This is a genomic window from Zhongshania sp. (assembly GCF_029212375.1).
Taxonomy (GTDB): Bacteria; Pseudomonadota; Gammaproteobacteria; order Pseudomonadales; family Spongiibacteraceae; genus Spongiibacter.
In genome coordinates, this window is the sequence record NZ_JARGNU010000004.1 from 101,827 (window position 1) to 124,521 (window position 22,695).

Annotated in this window: 23 protein-coding genes; 15 read left to right on the forward strand and 8 right to left on the reverse strand. The window is 52.0% G+C overall.

Translation table 11 applies throughout. From position 1 onward, the window contains the following. The first annotated feature begins 46 nt into the window (after positions 1-46). From P1U47_RS06035 to P1U47_RS06050, 4 genes are all read left to right on the forward strand, one after another. Complete coding sequence (locus P1U47_RS06035; protein ID WP_301027727.1) at positions 47-523, forward strand: hypothetical protein; 477 nt, start codon at positions 47-49, stop codon at positions 521-523. A gap of 206 nt (positions 524-729) precedes the next feature. Beyond that, the gene (locus P1U47_RS06040) at positions 730-996 is read left to right on the forward strand and encodes a DUF4404 family protein (RefSeq protein ID WP_301027728.1); all 267 of its coding nucleotides are present in this window, start codon (positions 730-732) and stop codon (positions 994-996) included. A 283-nt stretch (positions 997-1,279) separates the two neighbouring features. Next, complete coding sequence (locus P1U47_RS06045) at positions 1,280-2,557, forward strand: hypothetical protein (protein WP_301027730.1); 1,278 nt, start codon at positions 1,280-1,282, stop codon at positions 2,555-2,557. A gap of 29 nt (positions 2,558-2,586) precedes the next feature. Continuing rightward, on the forward strand, positions 2,587-3,099 hold the full coding sequence (locus P1U47_RS06050) for an O-acetyl-ADP-ribose deacetylase (protein WP_301027732.1): 513 nt from the start codon (positions 2,587-2,589) through the stop codon (positions 3,097-3,099). Here the strand turns inward: P1U47_RS06050 and P1U47_RS06055 are convergent. Beyond that, positions 3,096-3,572 (reverse strand): TlpA disulfide reductase family protein, encoded by a 477-nt coding sequence (locus tag P1U47_RS06055; RefSeq protein WP_301027734.1) that lies wholly within the window; start codon positions 3,570-3,572, stop codon positions 3,096-3,098. The genes P1U47_RS06050 and P1U47_RS06055 overlap by 4 nt on opposite strands. Positions 3,573-3,658: 86 nt before the next feature. Here P1U47_RS06055 and arsC point away from each other — a divergent pair, with 86 nt between their 5' ends. The 4 genes from arsC to sppA are packed head-to-tail and all read left to right on the forward strand — an operon-like array spanning position 3,659 to position 6,858. Beyond that, complete coding sequence (gene arsC, locus P1U47_RS06060; RefSeq protein WP_301027736.1) at positions 3,659-4,012, forward strand: arsenate reductase (glutaredoxin); 354 nt, start codon at positions 3,659-3,661, stop codon at positions 4,010-4,012. A 35-nt stretch (positions 4,013-4,047) separates the two neighbouring features. Further along, positions 4,048-4,644 (forward strand): NAD(P)H:quinone oxidoreductase, encoded by a 597-nt coding sequence (gene wrbA / locus P1U47_RS06065; RefSeq protein WP_301027737.1) that lies wholly within the window; start codon positions 4,048-4,050, stop codon positions 4,642-4,644. 7 nt (positions 4,645-4,651) lie between these two features. After that, positions 4,652-5,044 (forward strand): DUF2069 domain-containing protein, encoded by a 393-nt coding sequence (locus P1U47_RS06070; protein ID WP_301027738.1) that lies wholly within the window; start codon positions 4,652-4,654, stop codon positions 5,042-5,044. Further along, positions 5,041-6,858 carry a signal peptide peptidase SppA gene (gene sppA, locus P1U47_RS06075; protein WP_301027739.1) on the forward strand — a complete coding sequence of 606 codons (1,818 nt, stop codon included), beginning with the start codon at positions 5,041-5,043 and terminating at the stop codon, positions 6,856-6,858. Before P1U47_RS06070 ends, sppA begins: the two co-directional genes overlap by 4 nt. A 37-nt stretch (positions 6,859-6,895) precedes the next feature. Here sppA and glpE read toward each other — a convergent pair whose 3' ends face one another. Beyond that, positions 6,896-7,219, reverse strand: coding sequence for a thiosulfate sulfurtransferase GlpE (glpE, locus tag P1U47_RS06080; RefSeq protein ID WP_301027740.1), 324 nt, complete (start codon positions 7,217-7,219; stop codon positions 6,896-6,898). Between the two features lie 41 nt (positions 7,220-7,260). On the opposite strand from glpE, the gene P1U47_RS06085 reads away from it, so the two are divergent. Further along, positions 7,261-7,656 (forward strand): diacylglycerol kinase family protein, encoded by a 396-nt coding sequence (locus P1U47_RS06085; protein WP_301027741.1) that lies wholly within the window; start codon positions 7,261-7,263, stop codon positions 7,654-7,656. A gap of 11 nt (positions 7,657-7,667) precedes the next feature. On the opposite strand, the gene P1U47_RS06090 is transcribed toward P1U47_RS06085, so the two are convergent. The 6 genes from P1U47_RS06090 to cls form a co-directional block, all read right to left on the reverse strand. Further along, entirely contained in the window at positions 7,668-10,811 is a 3,144-nt protein-coding gene (locus P1U47_RS06090) for an efflux RND transporter permease subunit (RefSeq protein ID WP_301027742.1), read from the reverse strand. Then, on the reverse strand, positions 10,808-12,037 hold the full coding sequence (locus P1U47_RS06095) for an efflux RND transporter periplasmic adaptor subunit (protein WP_301027743.1): 1,230 nt from the start codon (positions 12,035-12,037) through the stop codon (positions 10,808-10,810). Before P1U47_RS06095 ends, P1U47_RS06090 begins: the two co-directional genes overlap by 4 nt. Positions 12,038-12,185: 148 nt before the next feature. Continuing rightward, positions 12,186-14,507 carry an MlaD family protein gene (locus P1U47_RS06100; protein WP_301027744.1) on the reverse strand — a complete coding sequence of 774 codons (2,322 nt, stop codon included), beginning with the start codon at positions 14,505-14,507 and terminating at the stop codon, positions 12,186-12,188. Next, positions 14,500-15,120: a paraquat-inducible protein A gene (locus P1U47_RS06105; protein WP_301027745.1), complete on the reverse strand. Its 621-nt coding sequence runs from the start codon at positions 15,118-15,120 to the stop codon at positions 14,500-14,502. Before P1U47_RS06105 ends, P1U47_RS06100 begins: the two co-directional genes overlap by 8 nt. After that, on the reverse strand, positions 15,117-15,746 hold the full coding sequence (locus P1U47_RS06110; RefSeq protein WP_301027747.1) for a paraquat-inducible protein A: 630 nt from the start codon (positions 15,744-15,746) through the stop codon (positions 15,117-15,119). Before P1U47_RS06110 ends, P1U47_RS06105 begins: the two co-directional genes overlap by 4 nt. 7 nt (positions 15,747-15,753) lie before the next feature. Beyond that, positions 15,754-17,223, reverse strand: a complete 1,470-nt coding sequence (gene cls / locus P1U47_RS06115) for a cardiolipin synthase (protein WP_301027748.1) — start codon at positions 17,221-17,223, stop codon at positions 15,754-15,756. Between the two features lie 422 nt (positions 17,224-17,645). On the opposite strand from cls, the gene P1U47_RS06120 reads away from it, so the two are divergent. The 6 genes from P1U47_RS06120 (at position 17,646) to chrA (ending at position 22,672) form a co-directional block, all read left to right on the forward strand. After that, positions 17,646-17,933 carry a hypothetical protein gene (locus P1U47_RS06120; protein WP_301027749.1) on the forward strand — a complete coding sequence of 96 codons (288 nt, stop codon included), beginning with the start codon at positions 17,646-17,648 and terminating at the stop codon, positions 17,931-17,933. Between the two features lie 122 nt (positions 17,934-18,055). Then, a complete protein-coding gene (locus P1U47_RS06125; RefSeq protein WP_301027750.1) occupies positions 18,056-18,757 on the forward strand; it encodes a hemolysin III family protein in 702 nt (233 codons plus the stop codon). 23 nt (positions 18,758-18,780) lie between these two features. Continuing rightward, the gene (locus tag P1U47_RS06130) at positions 18,781-19,053 is read left to right on the forward strand and encodes a hypothetical protein (RefSeq protein ID WP_301027751.1); all 273 of its coding nucleotides are present in this window, start codon (positions 18,781-18,783) and stop codon (positions 19,051-19,053) included. A gap of 32 nt (positions 19,054-19,085) precedes the next feature. Next, on the forward strand, positions 19,086-19,472 hold the full coding sequence (locus tag P1U47_RS06135; RefSeq protein ID WP_301027752.1) for a thioesterase family protein: 387 nt from the start codon (positions 19,086-19,088) through the stop codon (positions 19,470-19,472). 169 nt (positions 19,473-19,641) lie between these two features. Beyond that, a complete protein-coding gene (locus P1U47_RS06140; RefSeq protein WP_301027753.1) occupies positions 19,642-21,477 on the forward strand; it encodes a DEAD/DEAH box helicase in 1,836 nt (611 codons plus the stop codon). A 67-nt stretch (positions 21,478-21,544) separates the two neighbouring features. After that, the gene (chrA, locus tag P1U47_RS06145; RefSeq protein ID WP_301027756.1) at positions 21,545-22,672 is read left to right on the forward strand and encodes a chromate efflux transporter; all 1,128 of its coding nucleotides are present in this window, start codon (positions 21,545-21,547) and stop codon (positions 22,670-22,672) included. Positions 22,673-22,695: the final 23 nt, after the last annotated feature.

The following is a 22,695-nucleotide window of genomic DNA, read 5'->3' on the forward strand; positions in this document are numbered from 1 at the left end:
ATTTAGTATTAGGTCTGCGCTTGGTTTTATGAAAAGGAGAGTGACCATGACGATGCGTTTTTTGTGTGAGACCCACCGCCAGCAGTTGCTGCGGAGTCAGGCGGTGGCAGAAATACGGTGGGACGAGTGGATGGAGGCGGGACGGGAGGCACTTAGCCAAAAGGACTGGCGAGCAGCGCTGAAGTATTTAGGCTCAAGCTATGAGCTGAGTGAAGTACTGCTGACACAGTGCTCAGTGCCAGACTTGGCGTATTTAGACCGCTACATGGTGTCAGGGCATTTTTTGGCGGAATGCTTGCGCCACTGTGGCGAGCTTCAGTTGCAAAGACATTGTTTGCTTGAGGTTCATTATCGTCTACTCGCAATCCTGCGCAGCCCCCAAGGCCAAGGCTTGCCCTTGCAGCGCAATATTGAAATTTCCCTACAGATGTTAACCCGTCATTACGACGCTACCGGCGAGGTCGATTCTTTCCTTGCCTGTCGGGCCGAAACACAGCGCTTGCTGCAACGCAGTGTTCATTAGAATTGTCATTAGATAGTTTTGCGGGCAACAGCGGTGTTCTGCCGCTTGCAATATGGCTCCATTAGACTATTTCTTATATTAGTTTTCGCTATCGAAATGAGCCTACTTGAGCCGGCGTTGGTAGCGATATCATCGCGTTCAGTTCAGTAGATGTGTGAGTGTTCGCATTAAGTTGGTATGCTGAGCTGATTGATAGGGAGAAGTGTATGGATCCGAAACAATTGCATGAGCAGTTACAGCGCCTGCAAACAGAAATTGATGGTTTAACTGTTGATCAAGACAATCGCGCAAAGCTACATGCCTTGGTCGACGATATTGACCGCGAATTAGGTGTTGGCCCTCAGTTTGTATTGGAAGACAGTAGTTTACAGGATCGTTTAGAAGAGCTTGTTTCTAGTTTTGAGGTTGAGCACCCCACTGTGGCCGGAATTTTAAAAGATATCATGGTTAAGCTCGCCAGTATTGGCGTGTAATTTCGGCGTATTCTGCCGGTGAATGTATGGCGTGATAGCCGAGGTTTTCCTCCTAGATAAACACCTTTGTACGGTTAAATACCGCGACTTTAGTTTACGGTTCGTTCGCCCAGCTCCGTTTAACCGAAGTATTGCCGCATTGTGTGGTGCTACTCTTGGGTTGAGCTGCCGCTAAGATTTATTTTTTGGCCAATGTTTTTGTGCTTTGGGTCGTAGTAGTGTCGTGGTTGGTCACCGCATGTGATATGTGGCTTTAACGACGGAAAACTGGCGAGAGAAGCACATGGTGAATAAAGATCGTAAAGCATTGGGTGACATCCTCGGGGCGGGGCGCTTAACCATAGATGCGATTGCTGGAGTCACCGACATCGCCGAAGGCCTGCACCACGCTATTCTCAGTTTTGGCGGTGTTCTTGACGGCGGTGATGCCGAACGTGAAGACGCTCAGCGCGTGGACGAGAACGCCAAACAGTTAAACAACAAGCGCACCACAGGCGTTAGCGGCTTGGTGTATCGCAGTATCCGGCACATCAATACTTGGCTTGGTATTGGCCTCGATGCCTTAATTCAGCGTTTAACCAATACTATTGCCAATAACCAAGCTTCGCCAGGACGGGCGGCGGTGGTGTCGGCGCTCAATGGCATATTAGGCGATCATCTGCAGCGCAAGGGCAACCCACTTGCGATCACCATGGCTTTTTGTCGCGATGGCAATGCCCTCAATGCCACTGAGCTTGTGGCCTTACTGGCCGAGCACAAAGAAATTGCGTTATTTGTTCACGGCCTGTGTATGAATGATCAGCAGTGGACGCGACGGGGTCACAATCATGGTGAATTGCTTGCTACCGAACTGGGCTTTACGCCCTTGTATCTGCGTTACAACACCGGTTTACACACCTCAGAAAATGGCCGCGCGCTCGCGGAGTTAATGGACATGCTCGGCGGCTGCGGCGGCCCCGACACGGCGTTTTATATTGTCGCTCACAGCATGGGCGGCTTGGTGTCGCGCAGCGCCTATCATTACGGCACCGCGCAGGGGCAGCGCTGGCCAGAACAGCTACGGAAAATCGTTTTTTTGGGTACGCCCCATCACGGCGCGGCTTTGGAGAGAGGCGGCAATTGGATTAACGTATTGCTCGACAGCAATCCCTATAGTTCACCTTTTTCGCGCTTGGCTAAAATCCGCAGCAGCGGCATCACCGATCTGCGTTATGGCAATGTGCTCGACGAGGACTGGGCTATTGGCGACCGCTTTGCAATGGCTGGCGATCAGCGGCGCGCGTTGTCTTTACCTAAATTGGTAGATTGTTATGCCATTGCGGCGACGACCTCGCTAGACACCTACCCAGTACTAAATAATATGCTCGGCGATGGCTTGGTGTCGGTGACTAGCGCACTGGGCCAGCACCGTGACTCGCGCTTTAATTTGAATTTTTATCCTGACCGGCAGTGGTTGGGGCGAGGCCTGCATCATATGGATTTGCTGAACGACGCGGGCGTTTATTCTGTGCTGAAGTCGTTTCTTGAGGTGGCCGAATCTGAATTCAGGGTCATAGAATAGCAAGCGTGATTAGCTAATGGATGGGGCTTATGGCGACGTTTCATATTGTAGAGGGTGATATTTGCACAATGGCAGTGGACGCCATTGTTAATGCCGCCAACAACAGCTTGTTAGGTGGCGGTGGCGTAGACGGGGCAATTCATCGCGCTGCCGGCCCCGAATTACTGGCCTATTGCCGCCAATTACAAGGCTGTGGAACCGGCGATGCCAAACTCAGCCCAGCATTTTTACTGCCGGCTAAGGCGGTAATTCACACCGTTGGGCCAGTTTGGCGCGGGGGCGCGCACGGCGAGGCAGCCCTACTGGCTTCTTGCTACCGGCGTTGCATTGAAGTTGCCGATGCCGAGGGTTTTCGGTCTATTGCCTTTCCGGCAATAAGCTGTGGGGTTTACGCTTATCCCAATGGCCCCGCGACTGAGATCGCGGTGGCCGCGCTGCGGCGCTGGGCGGCAAATAGCTCGGTAGAGGACATTTACTTGCTTGCCTTTAGTACTGAAATGCGCGGCCACTGGGCGGCTGCCATCGCCGCTACAGAGGCTTAAAAAGCTTGATTCGCGCTGTTTGATTTCTGCTTGGCGGCTTCGATAGCTGCGCCGAGGGTTTGCGCGGTTTGTGGTCCCATTAGGCTGGCCACCAGTTTGCCGTCGGGGCTGATGACTAAGGTGGTCGGTAGCACTTGGGGGCGCGGAATACCGAACGTAGGGGCCGGGTCGGCGCTTAAAGATGAAAACTCGATACCCATGTCGGCAATGGCGGCGGTCAGCGCGTCACCCTCTAAACCGTCGTAGTTAATACCGTAAATACGGATGTCGGCATGGTTTTTGGCAAAATCATTTAGCTCGGGAATCTCGTCGCGGCAGGGGCCGCACCATGTTGCCCAATAATTTATAAACTGCCACTGACCCTGAGCGAATTGGCCGCTATCGCCGCTAACCGTGGTGAAATCGGGTTTGCTACAGGCGCTTAAACATAAAAACAGCGTGCCAAGGAGTGTGCGAATTGAATTTGTCGTCATGGATGTACTCAATGCTGGTCCTGTCTAGGGGGCGGGCGGTGTATAATGCCCGCTGTTAAAATGTGAAATTATTACGCGGGGAGCCAATGTCCGATTACACAATTTACCACAATCCACGGTGTTCAAAGTCGAGACAAACACTGCAGCTATTGCTTGATCGTGGCATTGAGCCGCAAATTATAGCGTATTTAGACACCCCACCGTCTAAAACCGAGCTTAAAGACCTAATCGCTAAGTTGGGTGTAAAGCCCCGGGCTTTACTTCGCAAAGGCGAAGATGCCTATAAAACACTGGGTTTAGCCGATACCAGTAAAACCGATGCGCAATTGATGGCGGCAATGCTGCAAGAGCCAAAGTTAATTGAGCGGCCAATTGTAGTCAGCGGTGAGCGTGCAGTATTGGGGCGGCCACCAGAAAATGTATTGGCGTTGATTGATTAATTAGATGCAGTTGGAAATTGTAGAGGGCAGTGTTGTTGAGCAGTGAATCTTATGTATTGGTATTGTATTACAGCCGTCACGGCGCTACTGAGCGCTTGGCTCAGCAAATAGCGCGCGGAGTGGAGCAAGCGGGGGTGGAGGCGAGAATTCGCACTGTGCCCGCGGTGTCTGCGGTGTGCGAGGCGACTGCCGACGATATTCCCGACAGCGGCCATCTCTACGCGAGCGAAGACGATCTGCGCAATTGTGCGGGTTTAGTGATGGGTAGCCCCACTCGCTTTGGCAATATGGCCGCAGCACTGAAATATTTCCTCGACGGCAGCTCCAGCTTGTGGATGAGCGGCGCGCTCATTGGCAAGCCGGCGGCGGTATTTACCTCGAGCGCGAGCCTGCACGGTGGCCAAGAAACTACCTTATTGAGCATGATGCTGCCACTATTGCACCACGGCATGGTGATTGCTGGCCTGCCCTATAGTGAGGCGGCGTTAACAACTACCCAAACGGGTGGCACACCTTATGGCGCCTCGCATGTGGCGGGGCAAGACGGCCGCGCGGTGGATGACACTGAGCTAGAATTAGCGGCAGCACTGGGTCGGCGTGTGGCACTTCTAAGTAAAAAACTGCAATCCTGAGGTAGTAATGACGGCAATTGAAAAACGTGCGGCACTGGCAGCATGGGTAATGAAAATTAGTTACATCGCTTTTTTATTGAGTCTGAGCTTGGGAACATGGGTTTGGGTTCAGGAGGGCCGCCAGCCCAGCATTACTATTTGGCTAATTCGGGTGGTGCCCATATTGTTGTTTGCCTACGGGGTTTTTAAACACCAGCTGCGCAGTATTGCTTGGCTGTGTTTTGCTATTTTATTGTATTTTGCCATGGCGGTAACCGAGGCGATGTCGCCTTATGTGATCTGGTTTAACTATATTGAGTTGGCGGTGGTGGTAATGTTGTTTTGCAGTGCGACGATATTTATTCGCTGGCAGGCACAAATGCTGAAGTCTAAGCAAGTAGAGAGGGTGTCTGGCGAATGACAGCAACAAAGAAACGGGGATTTTTCTCGCGCGTGGGCGGCATTATAGAAGCGACTCGGCGCTGGACGTTTAATATAGCGTTTTTGATTTTTATTGGCCTTGTGCTAATGGCGCTGTTTAGCACCGAGCGGATTAGTGTTCCCGATGGCGGGGTGTTGATTGTGGCGCCACAAGGGGTGGTGGTTGATCAAATTACCGCCGTCGATGCCTTAACCCAGCTGAGTTCTGCAGGCTTGCCCTCAGAGACCTTGCTCAGCGATTTAGCCCAAGCCATCGACCTAGCTACCGATGACCCGCGCATCGAGGTAATGCTACTGCAACTGGATGAACTCGATCACATTGGTTTAAGCAAAACCTTGGAATTATCGGAATCCATTAATCGCTTCCGCGACAGCGGTAAAACCGTGGTCGCCACCGCCAGCCACTACAACCAAGATCAATACTTGCTGGCCAGTTTTGCCGATCAGATTTTTGTTCACAATATGGGTGGCGTAGGTCTTGAAGGCTTTTCGGTAATTCGCAATTATTTTTTAGATGCCATCAACAAGCTGAAAATTCGCTTTCATGTATTTAAAGTGGGCAGTTTCAAATCGGCAGTTGAACCGCTGCTGCGCAACGATATGTCGGGTGCAGCAAAGGTGTCTAATAAAGCGTGGTTAGATCAATTGTGGACGGTTTACCGCGACACCGTTGTGGCGCGGCGGGGAATAAGTGTTGAGCGATTTGATTACTATGTGAATCATATTGACGAGGTGATGGCCAAGGTTAAGGGCGATGCTGCCCAAGCCGCCCTCGATTATGGTTTGGTCGACGGCATTGTTAGTCGGCCAACACTTCGCGGCATGTTAGCTGAGCGAGTTGGCGAAGATAAAGAAGGCACTTATAAACATATTTTCTACCGCGATTATTTGGCGCTGAGCGATGGCCTGTACCCGCTTAAAGCGGCTGGTGTGGGTATTATTGTGGCCAGCGGCAATATTGTTGACGGCAGTCAACCCGCGGGCGCAATTGGCGGCGATAGTTTGGCTAGCCTGATTCGTGAAGCGCGAAAAGACGATGACATTAAGGCGGTGGTGCTGCGTATCGACAGTGGTGGCGGCTCGGCCTTTGCCTCTGAAGTGATTCGCGCCGAATTGGTTCAATTGCAGGAAGCGGGTAAGCCGCTGGTTGTCTCTATGGGCAGTATGGCGGCTTCTGGCGGCTATTGGATTGCCGCTGGTGCCGATGAAATTTGGGCCACCCCTGCGACGCTGACTGGTTCAATTGGGATATTTGGCGCCTTTCCCACGGTTGATGAAATGTTGACTGGGCTTGGCATTAGTACCGATGGCATTGGCACTAGTACAGTGGCTGGCAAATTGCGCCCCGATATTCCCCTTGACCCAATTCTGGCACGGGCGATTCAATCGGGTATTGAGCATGGCTATCGCCGCTTTATCAATATTGTTGCCGATGGCAGAAACAAGCTGGTTGAGCAGGTTGAGCCTATTGCCGAAGGGCGAGTGTGGAGCGGTATCGACGCTCAGCAGCTGGGGCTGGTAGATCAACTGGGTGGGCTTAAACAAGCCGTGGCCTCGGCCGCGGCGCTAGCGGGTTTACCTGATGCGAATAGCCGTGTGCTGCAACTGCCACTAAGTCCAGAAGAAGAGCTGATGCAGCTGTTGCTGGGTTCGGGTATGGTCAAGCAATTGCTACAAACCTCGTCGCCGCTGTTGAGCACGCTAAATAGTGTATTGCCGGCGTGGTCGTCAATGCTGCAATTACGCGATAGCCGCGGTGTATATGCTTATTGCATCTTGTGCGTTGCGCCCTAAAGCGCTATTAACTCACCACGGCGGCTAATGCTGCCGCTTAGCTGGCAACGGTATTTTGTGGATAGAGCTGACGCCATAATTCAAAACCGCCATCCATGCTGTAGACCTCGGTAAAATCCTTTTCGACAAAATATTGAGCGGCACTCTGGCTGCTATTACCGTGATAGCAGTAAATAATCAGTGCTTGATCTGGGTCGGCGGCTTCAATAAATTGCTGCAGACTTTGATTGTCTAAGTGGCTGGCCTGCGGGATATGGGCCGCGCCAAAAGATTGCTCGTCGCGCACATCGGCGACTTGGCAGTTGCCCGCCTCGAGCATCGCGTGGGCGTCTTGGGGAGAGATATGTTTAAACGTAGGCATAGTGTTTATCTGTTCTGTAAATAGAGGCTTATAGTAACGCGATGAGAACAAAAACTGAACGGCGTCGGCGCGGCAGCAAGTTTTCTTTGCTAGACCGCTTTAGCAGCCTGCGCGACGCCCTAAATGGATTGGGTATTTTAATTGTAGAGCAGCACAATGCCCGTATTCATTTGTTCGCGGCTATTTGTGTGGTGGCACTGGGGCTATTAACCGGTTTGAGTGGGCTAGAGTGGATTCTGGTGTTTGCCGCCATCGCACTTGTGTGGCTGGCCGAGGCCTTTAATAGCGCCTTGGAATATGTGTGCGATGCCGCCGTGCCCGAGACTCACGAGTTAGTCGGCAAAGCCAAGGACGTGGCGGCGGCGGGTGTATTAATTAGTGCAGGTTTTGCTGTAGTGGTTGGTGTTTGGGTGTTTGTGCCCGGGTTGTTGCGCTAGCTAGGCTAGCCTCAGTAATCTGCCGTCAATTTATGGCGGGATTTAGACCCAAATACGCCGCGCACATCCTCAAGGGCCATATACATACAGGGTATGAGTATTAGGGTTATCACGGTGGCGAAGATAATACCAAAGCCCAAGGATACCGCCATTGGAATGACGAACTGGGCTTGGAGACTCTCTTCGAGCAGCATGGGTAGCAAGCCAAAGAAGGTGGTCAGGGATGTTAGCAGTATGGCGCGGAAGCGCATGCAACCCGAATCGACTACGGCATCCAATAGGCGTTCACCACGGGCCAGTGCCGAGTTAATAAAGTCGACCATTATCAAACTGTCGTTGACGACGACCCCAGACAGCGCAATAACCCCAAAAAACGACATCATACTAAAGGATAAATCGAGCACAATGTGGCCGACCACGGCGCCGATTATACCAAAGGGTATAACGCCCATAATAATAAACGGCTGGGCGTAGGAGCGAAGCGGCACGGCGAGTAGTGCATATATGCCAAATAGGGCGACCACAAAGCCAATGCCTAGGCTTTTCATTAAGGTGCCCATTTCCTCACTTTCACCGCTGAACTGTACTTTAACGGCGGGGTAGAGGCTGGCAAACTGCGTTTTAATCAGATTCTCCATTATGTCGGATGTTACTTTGCTCGGGTTGGTGAACTCCTTGTCTACTTGGGACGTTACGTTAATCGAGCGTTCGCCGTCGATGCGTTTGCGCTGGCTGAAGCCCGCTTCAATTTTAATGTCGGCAACGCTGCTCAGCGGTACATAGGCTTGATCTGCGGAGCGAATATACATATTTTGCAGGTCTGAAACGGCTTCGCGCTCATTGCGGGGGTAGCGCACCATGACTTTTACTTCGTCGTTGCCGCGCTGTATGCGCTGGGCTTCGGCGCCATAAAAGGTGTCGCGTAATTGCCGGCCCAAGGACGCCGAGGTGATTCCCAATACTTCGGCGCTGGGTTTGATCTCTAAGACAATTTCATCTTGGATGGCACTAGCGCCATTGCGAATGTCGAATACACCTTTGTAATGGCTGAGCGCTGCTTCTAGTTCTTTGGCGGCGGCTTCTAGCTGGCTGTTGGAGTTGCTGCTTAATTTAAACGAAATGGCAGGCCCAGAGCTTTGGTCGGCACTGCTAACCGACATGATTTTGGCGCCAGGAATGTCGCCGATTTTGTCGCGCCAGCGGCGAGAAATTTCATTGCCATCAATATCACGCTGCTCATTTTTGGTGAGTTCCACCATAAAATTTACGGTGCGGGCAGTAGAGCTAAAGGCAACCACGTGACTGACTAGGCGCTTATTGGCGCCGGCCGGATGCTGGCTTTGGTAGTCGGTATCAATGTCGCGAAGCGCTTTGTCCATTTGTTCAAAGGCCAGCCGAGTCTGGGTTTCTGGGCTGCCTTCGATCATTTCTACATTGGCTTTAATAAATTCGCTGGGCACTTCGGGAATCAGCCCAAAGCGAATAACGCCGCCGGTGATTAAGCCCACGGTGATAATGAGTAAGGCAAGAAAGCTAGCGCCAGTAATATAGCGTTTGGCGATGGCGCGGTGGATAAAAGGCCGATATTGATTTTCAACAAAGGCGGTGAGCATTTTGTTGGAAAAGCGCGGTATGCGGTCGAGCTGTTGCCAGATGCCACCCGTGCTCGGTTTGCTGTGGGCGAGGTGAGCCGGCAGTATCCATTTAGACTCAATTAAAGAAAAACACAGGCACAATATAACCACCCAGCCCACCGACTCGGGAAAGGGCGAAAATACACCCTCGGTAAATAAGGTGGGTGAAAATGCCATGATAGTGGTGAGCACGCCGAAGGTGGCGGGGGTGGCAACGCGCAGGGCGCCGGTTATCACGGTTTCTATCGAGTGGCCTTTGCTCTGGGCTTCGGCGTAGGCACTTTCGCCGATAATAATGGCGTCATCCACCACAATCCCTAATACCAAAATAAAGCCAAATAGACTTAGCATATTTAGGCTAATGCCCACAACCGGCATCATCGCAAAGGTGCCTAAAAAGCAAATAGGTAGGCCTACCATTACCCAAAAGGCGAGTTTTACATCGAGAAAAAGCCCCAGCACAATAAACACCAGCAGGGCGCCCATACCGAGGTTCTTTAGCATCATGTCCATACGGCCTTCAAGATAGAAGGTGATGTCGGCCCAGTTAGTGATGCTAACGCCGTCGGGGAGGGTTTCGCGCTTGTTGACGACGTATTCTTTAGCGGCGTCGGCAACGGTAATGATATCTTGCTTACCTACCGCAAAGACCTGCAGGCCAACACTGGCCTGACTGTCGAAAAACGAGAAGCCGTCTTGCTCTACAAAACCGTCGCGGATAGTGGCAATGTCGCCGAGGGTAAGGCGAGTGCCGTCGGGGTTGGTGATTAATACTAGGCGTTCAAATTCGTGCTGGTGGCGGGCTTGGCCCCGAGTGCGCAGCATAATGTCGCCATTGCTGGTTTTAATCGAACCGCCAGGAAGATCGAGGGAGGAGCGGCGGATTGATTCGGCGACGTCGCTGAGACTGAGCCCGTATTGGAGTAGGGTGTGTTCGGGAATTTCAATGCTGATTTCAAAGTCGCGGGCGCCATTAATTTGAACAAAGGCAATATCGTCGTTGAGCATTAATTCTTGTTTAACTTGTTCTGCCAATTCCTTTAGGCCGCGCTCATCAATATTGCCGTAGAGCTGAATATTTACGGCGTGGTTATTAAAATCGACACGTTTAATAATGGGCCGTTCGGCCTGCTCGGGAAAGCTGACAATGCCGTCGACTGCACTTTTTATTTCGTCCATTACCGCCAAAGTATCGTAGCCGTCGAATATCTCAACGGTAAAGGTCGCCGCGGATTCGTCGGCGGTAGACTCGATGCTTTCAATGGATTCAATGTCTTTTAGCGCTTCCTCTATTTTGAGAACAACGCCTTTCTCTACTTCATCTGGGGTCGCGCCGGGGTAGGGCACAATGATGCTGACAAGATTTAATTCAAAATCGGGTTGGAGAGTGCGCTGAATGCTTAAGGCAGAACCTATACCAATGCCGATAATTATAATCATCAGTAAATTGGCTGCCACGGAGTTGCGGGCAAACCAAGGAATGGTGCCTTTGTGAGTGTCGAATTCTGGAATTAAACTCATAGCGGCGCGCGCCCTTCGTGAAGAACGGCAATACTATTGTGCGTGGCGGCGGGTTTAATTAGGGTGCTGGTTTTACTTTGGTGATTGATTTTAACCTTGGTGCCTGCAACGGCATTGGGGATGGTAGACAGGCAAATTACATCACCGTCGTTGAGGCCTTCGTATACATAGACCAGCGAGCCCTCGGTGCGCAGGGTTTTAACATTGCGATTGCTTAGTTTTTGCTCGCTGTCGAGCACCCATACTTTATTGCCGGTGCGTAAAATATAGCGGGGTATGGCAATGAGTTGATCGATTTGCTTGCCGCTGATTTCGGCTTTAACAAAGCTGCCCATCATCAAGGTGTCACCCTCGCTGTCGAGGCGGTAGGGGTCGCTAATTTCGGCAACGGCAAATAGTACGCGGCTGCGCTCATCCAGTACGCCTTCGGTACGCACGATCTTGCCCTGCCATTGCTGGCCTAAATCATTTTCGATGCTCACCAAAGGCGCGGCATCGGGTTGACTGCCGCTGGGCAGGTCTAGGTATCGAAGTCGGTCTGCGGGAATTGGCAGGCGAATTTCGGCGCGATCAATTGCAAAGACTTGGCCGAGCTGGCTGCCGGTGGTGACGTATTGGCCAAGATTAACAGTGCGGCTTTTTATCATGCCGCGGTAGGGCGCTCTAATTTCGGTGCGGCTCAAATTGTTTTGGGCAAAGCTGACGTCAGCGAGGGCAGCTTGTAGTTTTGCGTAGGCCTCTTTTAACTGGGGTTTGCGCAGGGCGAGGCTTAAAGCATCTTTAGTTGCCTGTTTGCGCGGGTACTTTTTAAGGTCGGCGCGGGCGGCGGCGGCCAGGCCCTTTTCGCGAAGAAAGTTGCTTTCTGCGCTGGCGAGATTGGCTTCGGCGCGTTTTAAGTCTACTTGGTAGTTGCGGTCATCAATAGCGAGTAACAGCGTATTTTCTTCAACTAAACCGCCGCTTTCAAATTGTGGGGCAACCGTTACAACTTTGCCAGAAACCTCTGCTACCAAGGTGGTTTGGGTGCGAGGCAGGACATTACCTTGGGAATTTACCGCAATAGACAGGGTTTGCTTTTCGGCAATGGCAACGTCAACTATCAGCTCTGGGGGCACGATGGTGATGGTTTCTGCGGGGGGCTTCATTGCGTAAAAGGCGCCGGCAATAATCGTGGCAAGGATAAGGATGATCGCCACGATGACGGCTTGATTAGACTGTTTCAACACTCGAATGGTCTCTGTGGGGCGTAAAAGTATTCGTCATGGTGGTTGACGCAAATGCGCTTACTTGGCAGCCAAGTAATGTAAATAGCCCGCCAAGTAACATTGTGCCCGCATTGTATCGTTATAGCGAAGGCAATGGTGTGACAACTTGTTAATCCGTACGGATCCAGTTCTCGCCGGTATCGGCTTCGCGCGGGAGCGGAATACTGGGCTTCCATTCCAGCCAGCTCGGTTCGGCACTTTGGAAAAGCGGGAACACTTTGCCTGAACTGACTTGCGGTGCCAAGGGGGTGGCGTCGGGTGTGGCAAACGCAATACCGCCTTCAAGTAGCGACTCAATCGACTTGCTGCGGATGGTGGCGCCGCTAAATAAGCCGAATTTTACGGCGATACCGCTAGAGTTCCAAAACACCGATGTTTCTCGGACTAAACCGGCATAACGCGCTTCGATATTGATGTGTATCAGGGTTTGGCTGGCGTCCTCGGCAAGCTCGTAACCAAAAACCTCACCTACCGGAATGTCGCGGTAAAAGACTTTAACACCCTCTTTGATCGAGCCACGCTGGGGCGCGGTTACAATCAAATTGAGGCCGCTACTGGGCTTGCTCAGTGGCGGTGGCTTGTCCAGCGCAGCGAATTTGGTTTGCGGTGTGCCGTAGCCGGGGCGAACACTTATATAGCTGCCGGTGACAAGGGTTTCTAAATTGCGGGTGCCGATCAGCCCAATTTGGGGTTTAACCACCCAAAATTGACTGCCGGTGCGCGCCAGTGCCTTGGCCGAGGGCGCAAGGCGGGCACTTACTTTGACCCCCTCCATATTGGTGTCGAGTTCAACGGCAATGACCTCGCCAATTTTAATACCTTGGTATTTTATTTCGGTGCCTTTGTTAATGCTGCTGCCGCTATTGAAGTATAAGAAAATATCGCGGCCTTTATCGGCAAAGGTGCTCTGATAGTCTGGGTGCAAAGTGTAGCGCAGTCCCTCCCATGCCAATTGCGGCTTTTTGACCTCAGGGGTGTGAAAGGCAATACCGCCTGCGACAATGGTGGCGAGTGAATCGGCCTGGATATCTAAGCCACTGAGGCCACCGCTAATGCTAATGCCACTGGCGTTCCAAAACTGTGATTCGCGATGCACCAGTTTGGCGTAGCGCTGATGAATGAATACGCCAATATTGACCCCGTCGGCATCGAGATCCACGCTTTCAACTTGGCCAACGGCGATTTTACGATAGTAAATTTTACTGCCGATGCTCACCGAGCTGAGTTCATCACTTCGCAGTTTAAGGCGCAGGCCAGGTTGCTGAATTCGGCTGTCTGGGGCTTTGCTTAAGGCGGAGTAGCGTTTGGCGATGGTGCCGCCTTTGCCGGTAACTTGCATTGCAATGTAGGGGCCGCCAATTAGCGCGTCTAGGCCGCTAACGCCACTGCTGGAAACTTCTGGTTTAACCAGCCAAAACTCGGTATTGGCATTGAGATATTGGTGGTGGGGGGCGCTGATGGCGATATTAACAAGGGCGCCAAGATTGGGGTTGTTGTCGATAAAACTCAGGGATTCCACTTTGCCAATGTCCATGCCCAGCAAGCGTACATTACTGCCAACATTAAGGCCCTCGGCGCTGCGAAAATACACTTCCACAAACTTGCTGCCCTTGGCGCGCTCTTTACTGGTGAACAGCGGGAAACGGCTCTTGTCGTCGACGGGGTCGGCGCTGCTGTTTGGCGTCTCAAAGGCGATGCCGCCGGCAAGAATGCTGGCAAAGGAGCCAGCGTCAATGTCTATGCCCTGTAGCCCAGCATTGACCTTGAGGCCGCTCTGCTGCCAAAACTGCGAACTGCTGTTCACCAAGTGTTGGTATTGGGGGTCGATACGAAGATTAACCTCTATACCGGTTTTGCTGAGTTGGTAGCTCTCAATGTCGCCGACGTCAATTTGTTGATACAAAATGGGCGCCCCTACCGACAGGGAGCCGAGGCTGTCGGCATCTAAACTTAGGCGCAGGCCAGGTAAATTACTGTCTTGCGGTGGGGGTTCAATGAGTGCAGTAAAGCGCTCGGCGGCTTTGCCGTCGCCGGGTTTGAAGCTAATGTAATTGCCCGCCACTAAGGTGTCTAAGCCCGATACACCAGACAGCGAAATTTGTGGCTTCACCAACCAGAAATGGGTGTTTTTACGAATCAGTGGCGCTATTTGTTGGCTGAGTTCAATGGTGGCCGTTACGCCTTCTAGGTCGTCATCGAGCTGTAGACTTTTAACGTGACCAACATTAATACCTTGGTAAATAACTGGGGTTTTGCCCACGCTGATACCGCTGCCATTGTTGAAGGCAACGGTAATGCTTAAACCGGTGTCATTGACGTTTTTGTAAAGCAGCCAGCCAGCAACCACCAGGGCAATAATGGGGAGTAGCCAGATGGCAGACAAGCCCCGCTTTGGCGCGGAGATGGCGGGCTTGATGGTGTTTTCAATCATTGTCCAAATCCCATAGTAAACGCGGGTCAAAGCTATTGGCGGCAAACAGGGTGAGTACCACCACGGCGGCAAAGGCGGTGGCGGCGGGGCCACTCTCCACCGTGGCGATATTGCCGAGGTGGACCAAGGTGACCAGAATGGAAATCATAAATAAATCCAACATCGACCAGCGGCCGATAAAGTGAATAAAACGATATAGCACCGTGCACTGCTGCTTACTCAGTGGTAGGCGCAGTTGCACCACTAAAATTAAAATAACAATAATTAGTAGTTTGATTACCGGCACCGCGATACTCGCAATAAAGACTATCGCCGCAATTGCTTGCAGGTCTGCCTGCCACAATTTTACAACCCCAGACATAATGGTGTCTGGGTCACCTTTGCCAAAGCTGATGACCGTGAGTATTGGCAGTATATTGGCGGGAATCATTAAAAAAGTCGCAGCTAAAGTATAGGCCCAGCTGCGTTGCAAGCTGTGAATACGCCGAAAGCTCAACGGCGCACTGCAGCGCGGGCAATGCTGGGCGTGGCCATTACCGGAGGCTGCTAAGCGGCTGAGTTTTCCACATTCTAGGCAGCGGGCAATGCCGCGTTGTTGAGCAGTTACTGTCATTGGGGTTTACCTTGTTCCCAGTATTGCCAAGCCTGTTCTTCATGGAAATATTGGCTGCACAAAATAACGCATAAGAGCAGGCCAACAAGGCAATAGGTGCCGCTGGCAACGCTGACCTCGCCGGGGTCCATCATTTTGACATAGGCAACAATGATGCCCATGGCGTAGACCTCTAGCATACTCCAGCTCTGCATCCACACCTTGGCTTTGAGCCACATTGGGTAGTGGCGAGGGTGGACGTTGAGACGTTGCGCAAGGCCAATCATGGCGGTTAACAGTAAATGCATGAGCGGCGCGAGCAAGGAACATAAAAAAATTAAAATGGCGAGCAATGGCTCGTCTTCGCGCCACAGCCGCCACACCCCGCCAATGAGGGAGTTGCTGCCCAGCTGGCCAACCATATCGAGTTTTAATATGGGCAGGCTAACGGCGGGAATAAAAATGAGAAGGCCGCTTACTGCGCTGGCAAGGTCGATGTCGGCGGTGGCGCCGCTGGCGGCCCAGAGCTGCGCCGCACAGCGAGGGCAGTGGCCTTGCTGGCGGTGATCGCTGCTATCGGTGTGCAGCAATAAGTCGCAATCTGGGCAGGCGGTCAGGTCTTTGGGGATTTGGCTGGCGGCAGTCATAACGGATTTATTGCAATGGCGCAAAAAGATAGGCGCAGCGACTGAGTAGCCGGCGGCCGAGTGACCATTTAGCGGCGTCGCGGGGGAGCAGTTGTACGCATTGCTGAAAATCAGTGTTAAGCATGGCTTCCATTTGCTGTGCTAGTTTGCGGTCGTGATTGATCACGCAGATTTCAAAATTGAGGCGAAACGAGCGATTGTCGAGATTGGCGGTGCCCACTACGCTGATGTCATCATCTACCAGCATGACTTTCTCATGCAAGAAACCGTCTTGGTAGTAATAAAACTGCACGCCTCTGTCGAGGGTCTCCTTAATTGCGGTATAAGAAGACAGCTGGATCATGATCTTATCGGGTTTGGCCGGTAGCATTATGCGCACGTCAATCCCGCGCATGGCGGCTAATTGCAGGGCGTGAATGACAGGCGCATCGGGTACAAAGTAGGGGCTAACAATCCACAGCCGGGTTCGGGCTTGATTAATCATGTTGAGAAAATACAGCGCGCAGCTGTCGGTATTGTCTGCTGGGCCTGTTGCCAGCACAAGTGTGTTGATATTGGCGCTTGGCGCTGCGCGAATTTGCCAATTAAGTTCAGGTAGCGACCCGGTGGCCCACAGCCAGTCTTCGGCAAAGGCCAGTTGTACTGCTTGTACCGCGGGGCCAACGAGGGTCAGCCCAGTATCTCGCCAAGGCGTTAATACAGGGTGCATATCGCGGTATTCATCGCCAATATTCATGCCGCCAATGAGGCAGTAATCGCCATCACAAATCACGATTTTGCGATGATTGCGAAAGTTTAACTGCAGGCGATTACCAAAGCCTTTGGTGCTGTTAAATGGGCGGATATCGACGCCGCCATTGCGCAGTTTGCGCAAATAGCTACCCGGTAGCTGAATGCTGCCAATTTCATCGTAAATACCGTAAACCGCCACGCCATCACGTACTTTTTGCAGCAGTAATTCGGCAAGTTCGCGGCCGATGCCATCGTCGCGAATAATATAAAACTCCAGTAATACATAATGCTTGGCGGCGGCTATACGGCTTAACATTTCACTGAATGCATGCTTGCCATTGATGAGTAAGCGACACTCATTAGCATGGCTAAAGGGCAGGGTGGCGAGTTGCCCTAAGGCAATCAAGCGCGGGTCATCACTACTAGTTTTGGTGCTGTAGCTGCTAAGCCTCGCCGAGAGTTCTCCTGCAATGTGGTCGATTTCGCTGTGTTTGCTGGATTGAGCAAGCGCGTAGCCACGAAATTTACGGCGCCCAAAAATCCAGTAAAGGGGCACAAACACCCACGGCAGGCCGATTAGCACAATGGCCCATGCCACCGCGCCTTGGGCGGTGCGAGATTTGAGTATGGCTTCTAATGCAGACAGTAGGCCAAGTGCAAAAAAAGTGGCGGCAAACAGTGCGGTGATGGCCGCAAGATTAGTGCTTAGCCAAGACGAAAGAGCAGTGAACGTGTCGGCTTGCATAGGTTTGTTGGCGTCCTTATCGTGATCGGTGTTGCTGCTATTGAGCGTGTCGTATTGCTTAGTGTAGCTGTATTTATGCGCTGAGACTCCAGCAGATAGTAGACACTAGCGGCATTAGAAAGTGCAGGTTTAGGGATGGCCGCTCGGCGGGCATAGTTAAGGGCTTTCGTTGCGCCCCGCAGTGCTTTTTATTTCGACATAAAAAAGGGGAGCTGCGTGCAAGGCAGGTTTACCGTAAAGCGCGCAAAGTCCGTCGCTAATGCTATTTAGTTATGAAAACATCATGAGATAAGCATGATTAGTCTACGCGTAGGCAGCGGAAGTAAGCTTATTTGTGCTATAACTAGCGCAGTTAGTCGTAGTTTAGCTATTAGGAAAACTACGTAAATCTAATAATTTTGAGATTATCGCGGAGTTGGTCAATGGATTTGACGCATGGTAGTGTGCTATTGGGTGATAGAGAACTGTTAGCCGATGTGCCCATGTACATAAACACCGGTGGCAATTACGTGCGCTGGGGTGGCTGTTTGCACCTGAATAAACAGATCAGCGAGTTACTCAATGGCAGCGATTATAGTATTCGCCTTCGCGACGGACGGCTGGGTGATATTCGGATCCGTAAGGTGGTGAATACCAATGGTGCACTGCACGTAGAAATCTTATTTGAGGGTTTGGGTGAGCTTGCTGGGAGTCAGCAGAATAGCGCCTGATATGATAGCCCCGTCTTTTATTTCGCATCTGATCCCTCGCCTGTTTTAGCCACTTTAATTGTATCGTCTTCGCGTCAGGCCAGTTTTCTGGCCCACAGAGTGCGCGTTGGTGTTTTGGTGGTTTGGCAAAAGCTAAATGCTCGCGCAGTAGCGTTAATTGGGTGATAGTGCACGCCTTGTTATTTTGTTTTGGCGGTATCCATATTGTGTACAAAGGTGAGCGTTTTAATAGCTATTCGCACTTGCTGGGAAGCGCGGCCGCCATCGTTGGCACTCTCGTATTGCTTTGGCCCGCTATTCAGGCTGACGAGGGGTGGAAGATACTGGCGTTCTCGGTTTATGGCGTATCGCTAATTGCCCTCTATGGGTTTTCAACCCTGTATCACAGCACTTGCGGGCCCCGCAAGGCGCTGTTTCGTCAGCTCGATCATTTAGCAATTTATATGCTTATTGCGGGTACTTACACTCCCTTTTTGATTATTACGCTGCGCGAGACCGGCGGCTGGTGGATGTTTGCGCTGATATGGTCGCTGGCAGCGGTGGGTATGATTTTAGAGGGCATTCCCAAAGCCAGTCGTCGCTTGTGGTCGATAGCGGTGTATCTCTTGATGGGCTGGCTAGCTCTGTTCTTAATTAAGCCACTGGCGGCGGTGCTGCCCGCGGCAGGCTTTAATTTGCTTTTGGCGGGGGGCATCGCCTATACCGCCGGTATTGTTTTTTATGTATTTGACAAAAAAGTGGTGCATTTTCACGGCATTTGGCACCTCTTTGTTTTAGCGGGGAGCGTTTGCCATTACGGCAGTATTTATTATTATGTCGCCTAATTTTTGCGCTTATAGGGCTGAATATGTTGGGTTTTAAGTTGTTGGCCGTATTTGGGTTTGCAAATATATTGGCTGTTGTTGTGGCAATTGTGCAGCCAATTGAGATCAGTAATCATCTTTATGCTTGGTCGGACGCGGCAGTATTACTCGTTCTACAGGCGGTGGTGAGTTTGGCAATGATTTACGCCGCGGTGCAAAAAATGCAGCGGGCTGAAATAGCGATTAAAGCCTTGCCTGCCGCGCTAGTAGCTTATGTGCTGTGGGCTTGTATGGTTTGGCGTTGGCTGGGCCAGTAGTGAGCGTAGCCGCTTAAATAAGAGAGAATTAAATGCTGTTGTATGACATTAGCCCGCGATTTTGCGAAACCGATGCCATGGGGCATATTAATAATACCGTACTGCCAATGTGGTTTGAGGCTGCGCGGGGCGCAATATTCGAATTGTTTAATCCGGGCCAAGACTTAAGTAAGTGGAATTTGATTTTGCGCAAAATAGATGTCGACTACTTGGCGCAAACCTCCTATGAGCACCCAGCTCAAGTGCGGACTCGCATTGGCCATGTCGGTAGCTCCTCATTTGTGGTTGAACACGAACTTTGGCAGGAGGGGGAATTGACAGTAAGGGGCTCAGCCGTCATGATTTTCTACGACTATGGTGCTCAGCAAAAGCGCACTATTCCACCGGAAATTAGGGCGGAACTACAAAAGCTGGGCTAATATTTCACCGTCGCGATTAGCCTATCTCTCGCACTAATGCCAAAAAAGGCCAAAGGTTTCAGGGCAATTGTTGTCTCTTGCCGGTATAATGCCGCCTCAACGCCATTGGCTGCGTTCGGCCGAGTGGGGTCAAATGTTGCGGCGACTCTTGATTCCTACGGTAGCGATTATGCCCTCAGATACACCCGCGGCAGCGGATACTCTTACTTTTGATGATTTAGGCCTTGCGCCTCTTATACTGGCTGCGGTTAAAGCAGTTGGTTACGAAATACCCTCGCCAATTCAGGCGGCGACCATCCCCCTTATTCTTGCCGGCAGAGACGTTGTTGGCCAAGCGCAAACTGGTACTGGCAAAACGGCAGCTTTTGCTCTGCCGCTGCTCTCGCGTTTAGATGTAAACAGCCGACGCACCCAAGCACTTATTTTGGCACCAACCCGCGAATTGGCGATTCAGGTGGCTGAAGCGCTGCAAAGCTACGCTTCGCATTTACCTGGCTTTAATGTACTACCCATTTACGGCGGCCAGGATTACCGTGGTCAACTGGCGGCGCTGAAACGCGGCGTACAGGTTGTTGTTGGCACCCCAGGTCGCGTTATGGACCACATGCGCCGCGGCACCCTGAAACTGGATGATTTAACCCATTTGGTTTTGGACGAAGCCGACGAAATGCTGCGCATGGGCTTTATAGACGATGTGGAATGGGTTATGGCACAAATGCCCGCAAAACGGCAAATTGCGCTGTTTTCGGCGACCATGCCGCCGGCGATTCGCCGCATTGCAACCACGTATTTGAATAATCCTGAACAGGTTACTATTCAGACCAAAACCTCAACGGCGATTACAATTCGTCAGCGCTATTGGATGGCGCGTGGTTTGAATAAACTGGATGCGCTAACCCGTATCCTAGAAGCCGAACCCTTTGACGGCATGATTATTTTTGTGCGTACCAAATTGGTTACCACCGAACTGGCTGAAAAGCTTCAGGCGCGTGGCTACGCCGCCGCTGCCCTGAATGGCGATATAGCCCAGGCCCAGCGTGAGCGCACCGTAGAGCAGCTTAAAAATGGCCGCTTAGACATTGTTATTGCCACCGACGTCGCCGCGCGCGGCCTCGACGTTGAGCGTATTAGCCATGTTATAAACTACGATATTCCCCACGACACCGAAGCCTATGTACACCGTATTGGTCGTACTGGCCGCGCGGGTCGTAGCGGTGATGCTATTTTGTTTGTGGCACCCCGTGAAAAACGCATGTTGCAGGCTATTGAACGCGCAACACGGCAGTCTATTGAAGAAATGGGCTTGCCTACTGCTGAAAACATTAATGCACTGCGGGTTGACCGCTTTATGCAAAAGATCACCGATACCCTCGCCGGTACCGATCTGAGCTTTTTCCGTAAAATGCTGCAAGAATATGTTACTAAGCACGACGTCTCTGAAATAGACGTTGCAGCGGCCTTAGCCAGCCAGTTACAGGGCGACAAACCGCTGTTGGTAAAAGATGCGCCGAAATTAATGACCGAAGGTCGGGTGCCTCCGAGCCGCGACAAGCCGGGCGGCGCCTCGCGCGGGCCAGAAACCGGCATGCAGCGCTACCGCTTGGAAGTGGGACGTCAGCACGGTGTTAGTGCCGGCAATATTGTTGGCGCCATCGCCAATGAAGCCAATATCGACAGCGCCAACATTGGCCGTATCTCGATTTACCCCGAGTTTACTACCGTAGATCTGCCTGCAGAGTTGCCTGAGGATGTACTCCAGTGCTTGCGTACTACGCGGGTTGCTGGTCAGCCGCTGAGTATTTCTGTGCACGAAGGCGGCGATATGCCGATTGATGATCGCGAGCGTCCTCGTAAGCCACGGAGCAAGTCCAGTGGTGATAAGGCGGGCCGCAAGCCTGTTAAGGCTAAGCCGAGAGTCTCTAACGCAGCAAAGCCGAGCGGCACCAAGCCCAGCTCAGCTAAGCCCACAATTACCGGCAGCAGAGAAAAGCGCGGTAAGGTGTAAGCTTTAACAGTAATAATTTAGACTCTCTGGCTTTGAACGTTCTGTGAGCGGCCAGAGAGTCTAAATCGTGGTTTTTCAAGTCTTTTTAAGCTTCCTCTATCTTGGTTGTATCAGCTTTGGCGGCCCCGCGGCCCATATAGGCTATTTTCGGCGCGTGTTTGTTGAGCAGAAAGCTTGGCTCAGTGAACAGGATTTTGCCGCGCACCTTGCCCTTAGTCAGTTTCTTCCCGGCCCGTCCTCCAGTCAGCTCGGCTTTGCCATTGGCTGTCAGCGCGGTGGCGCCCTTGGTGGTGTTGCCGCGTTTCTTGGTTTTACCTTACCCTCGTTCCTGCTAATGCTTGGCCTGGCGGTGTGGCAGACCAATTTAAGCCACGGCAGTTGGCAGTATGGCTTGGTTAGCGGTTTAAAGTTGTTGGCCTTGGTGGTGGTGGCCGACGCGGTGTGGGGTATGGCTCGCCAGTTCTGTCGGCAGCCAAGCACCATCGTGATCAGTATTGTGAGCGGCGCTATATTGTTGTTGGCAATGACGCCGCTGCGCCAGTTCGCCCTGCTGCTTGGCGCAGCGCTGTGGATGGCGTGGCGGGCGGCGCCGGCTGAAGTTGCCGGAAAAATAAAACTGAGCCAAGCGGCAATGGTTTGTTTAGCCAGTTTTACGGGCTTATTACTGCTTAGCTTGGTTTATCCCAACACTGTGTTTGGCATTTTTTATCGGGCGGGGAGTTTTGTGTTTGGCGGCGGCCATGTGGTGCTGCCCTTATTGGAATCGTTTATAGGCGATGGCCTAAGCAAAGACCGCTTTTTATTGGGTTATGCGGCGGCGCAGGCGGTGCCAGGACCGATGTTTTCTTTTAGTAGTTACCTGGGTGCAGCCTTGCGGCCAGAAACGGCCTTGCTTGGCGCGGGCCTAGCTACTGTGGCGGTGTTCCTGCCTGGGTTTTTGTTGGTGGGTGGTTTTAATGGCCTGTGGCAGCAATTAGCTCAGCATGGCCGCGTAGTGGCCGCTATTGCTGGGGTCAATGCAGTGGCGGTTGGTATGTTGGCGGCGGCTTGGGTCAACCCGGTGCTGAGCAATGCACCCCACGACATCCTCTCATTGGCGCTGGCGCTCCTGGGTTTTATTGGCCTGCGCAGTCAGCGACTGCCTATTTATTGGCTTATTCCCGCATTTACAGTGTACGGCTGGCTGCTTCTGTAAGTTATATCGCCCATATGAACCGC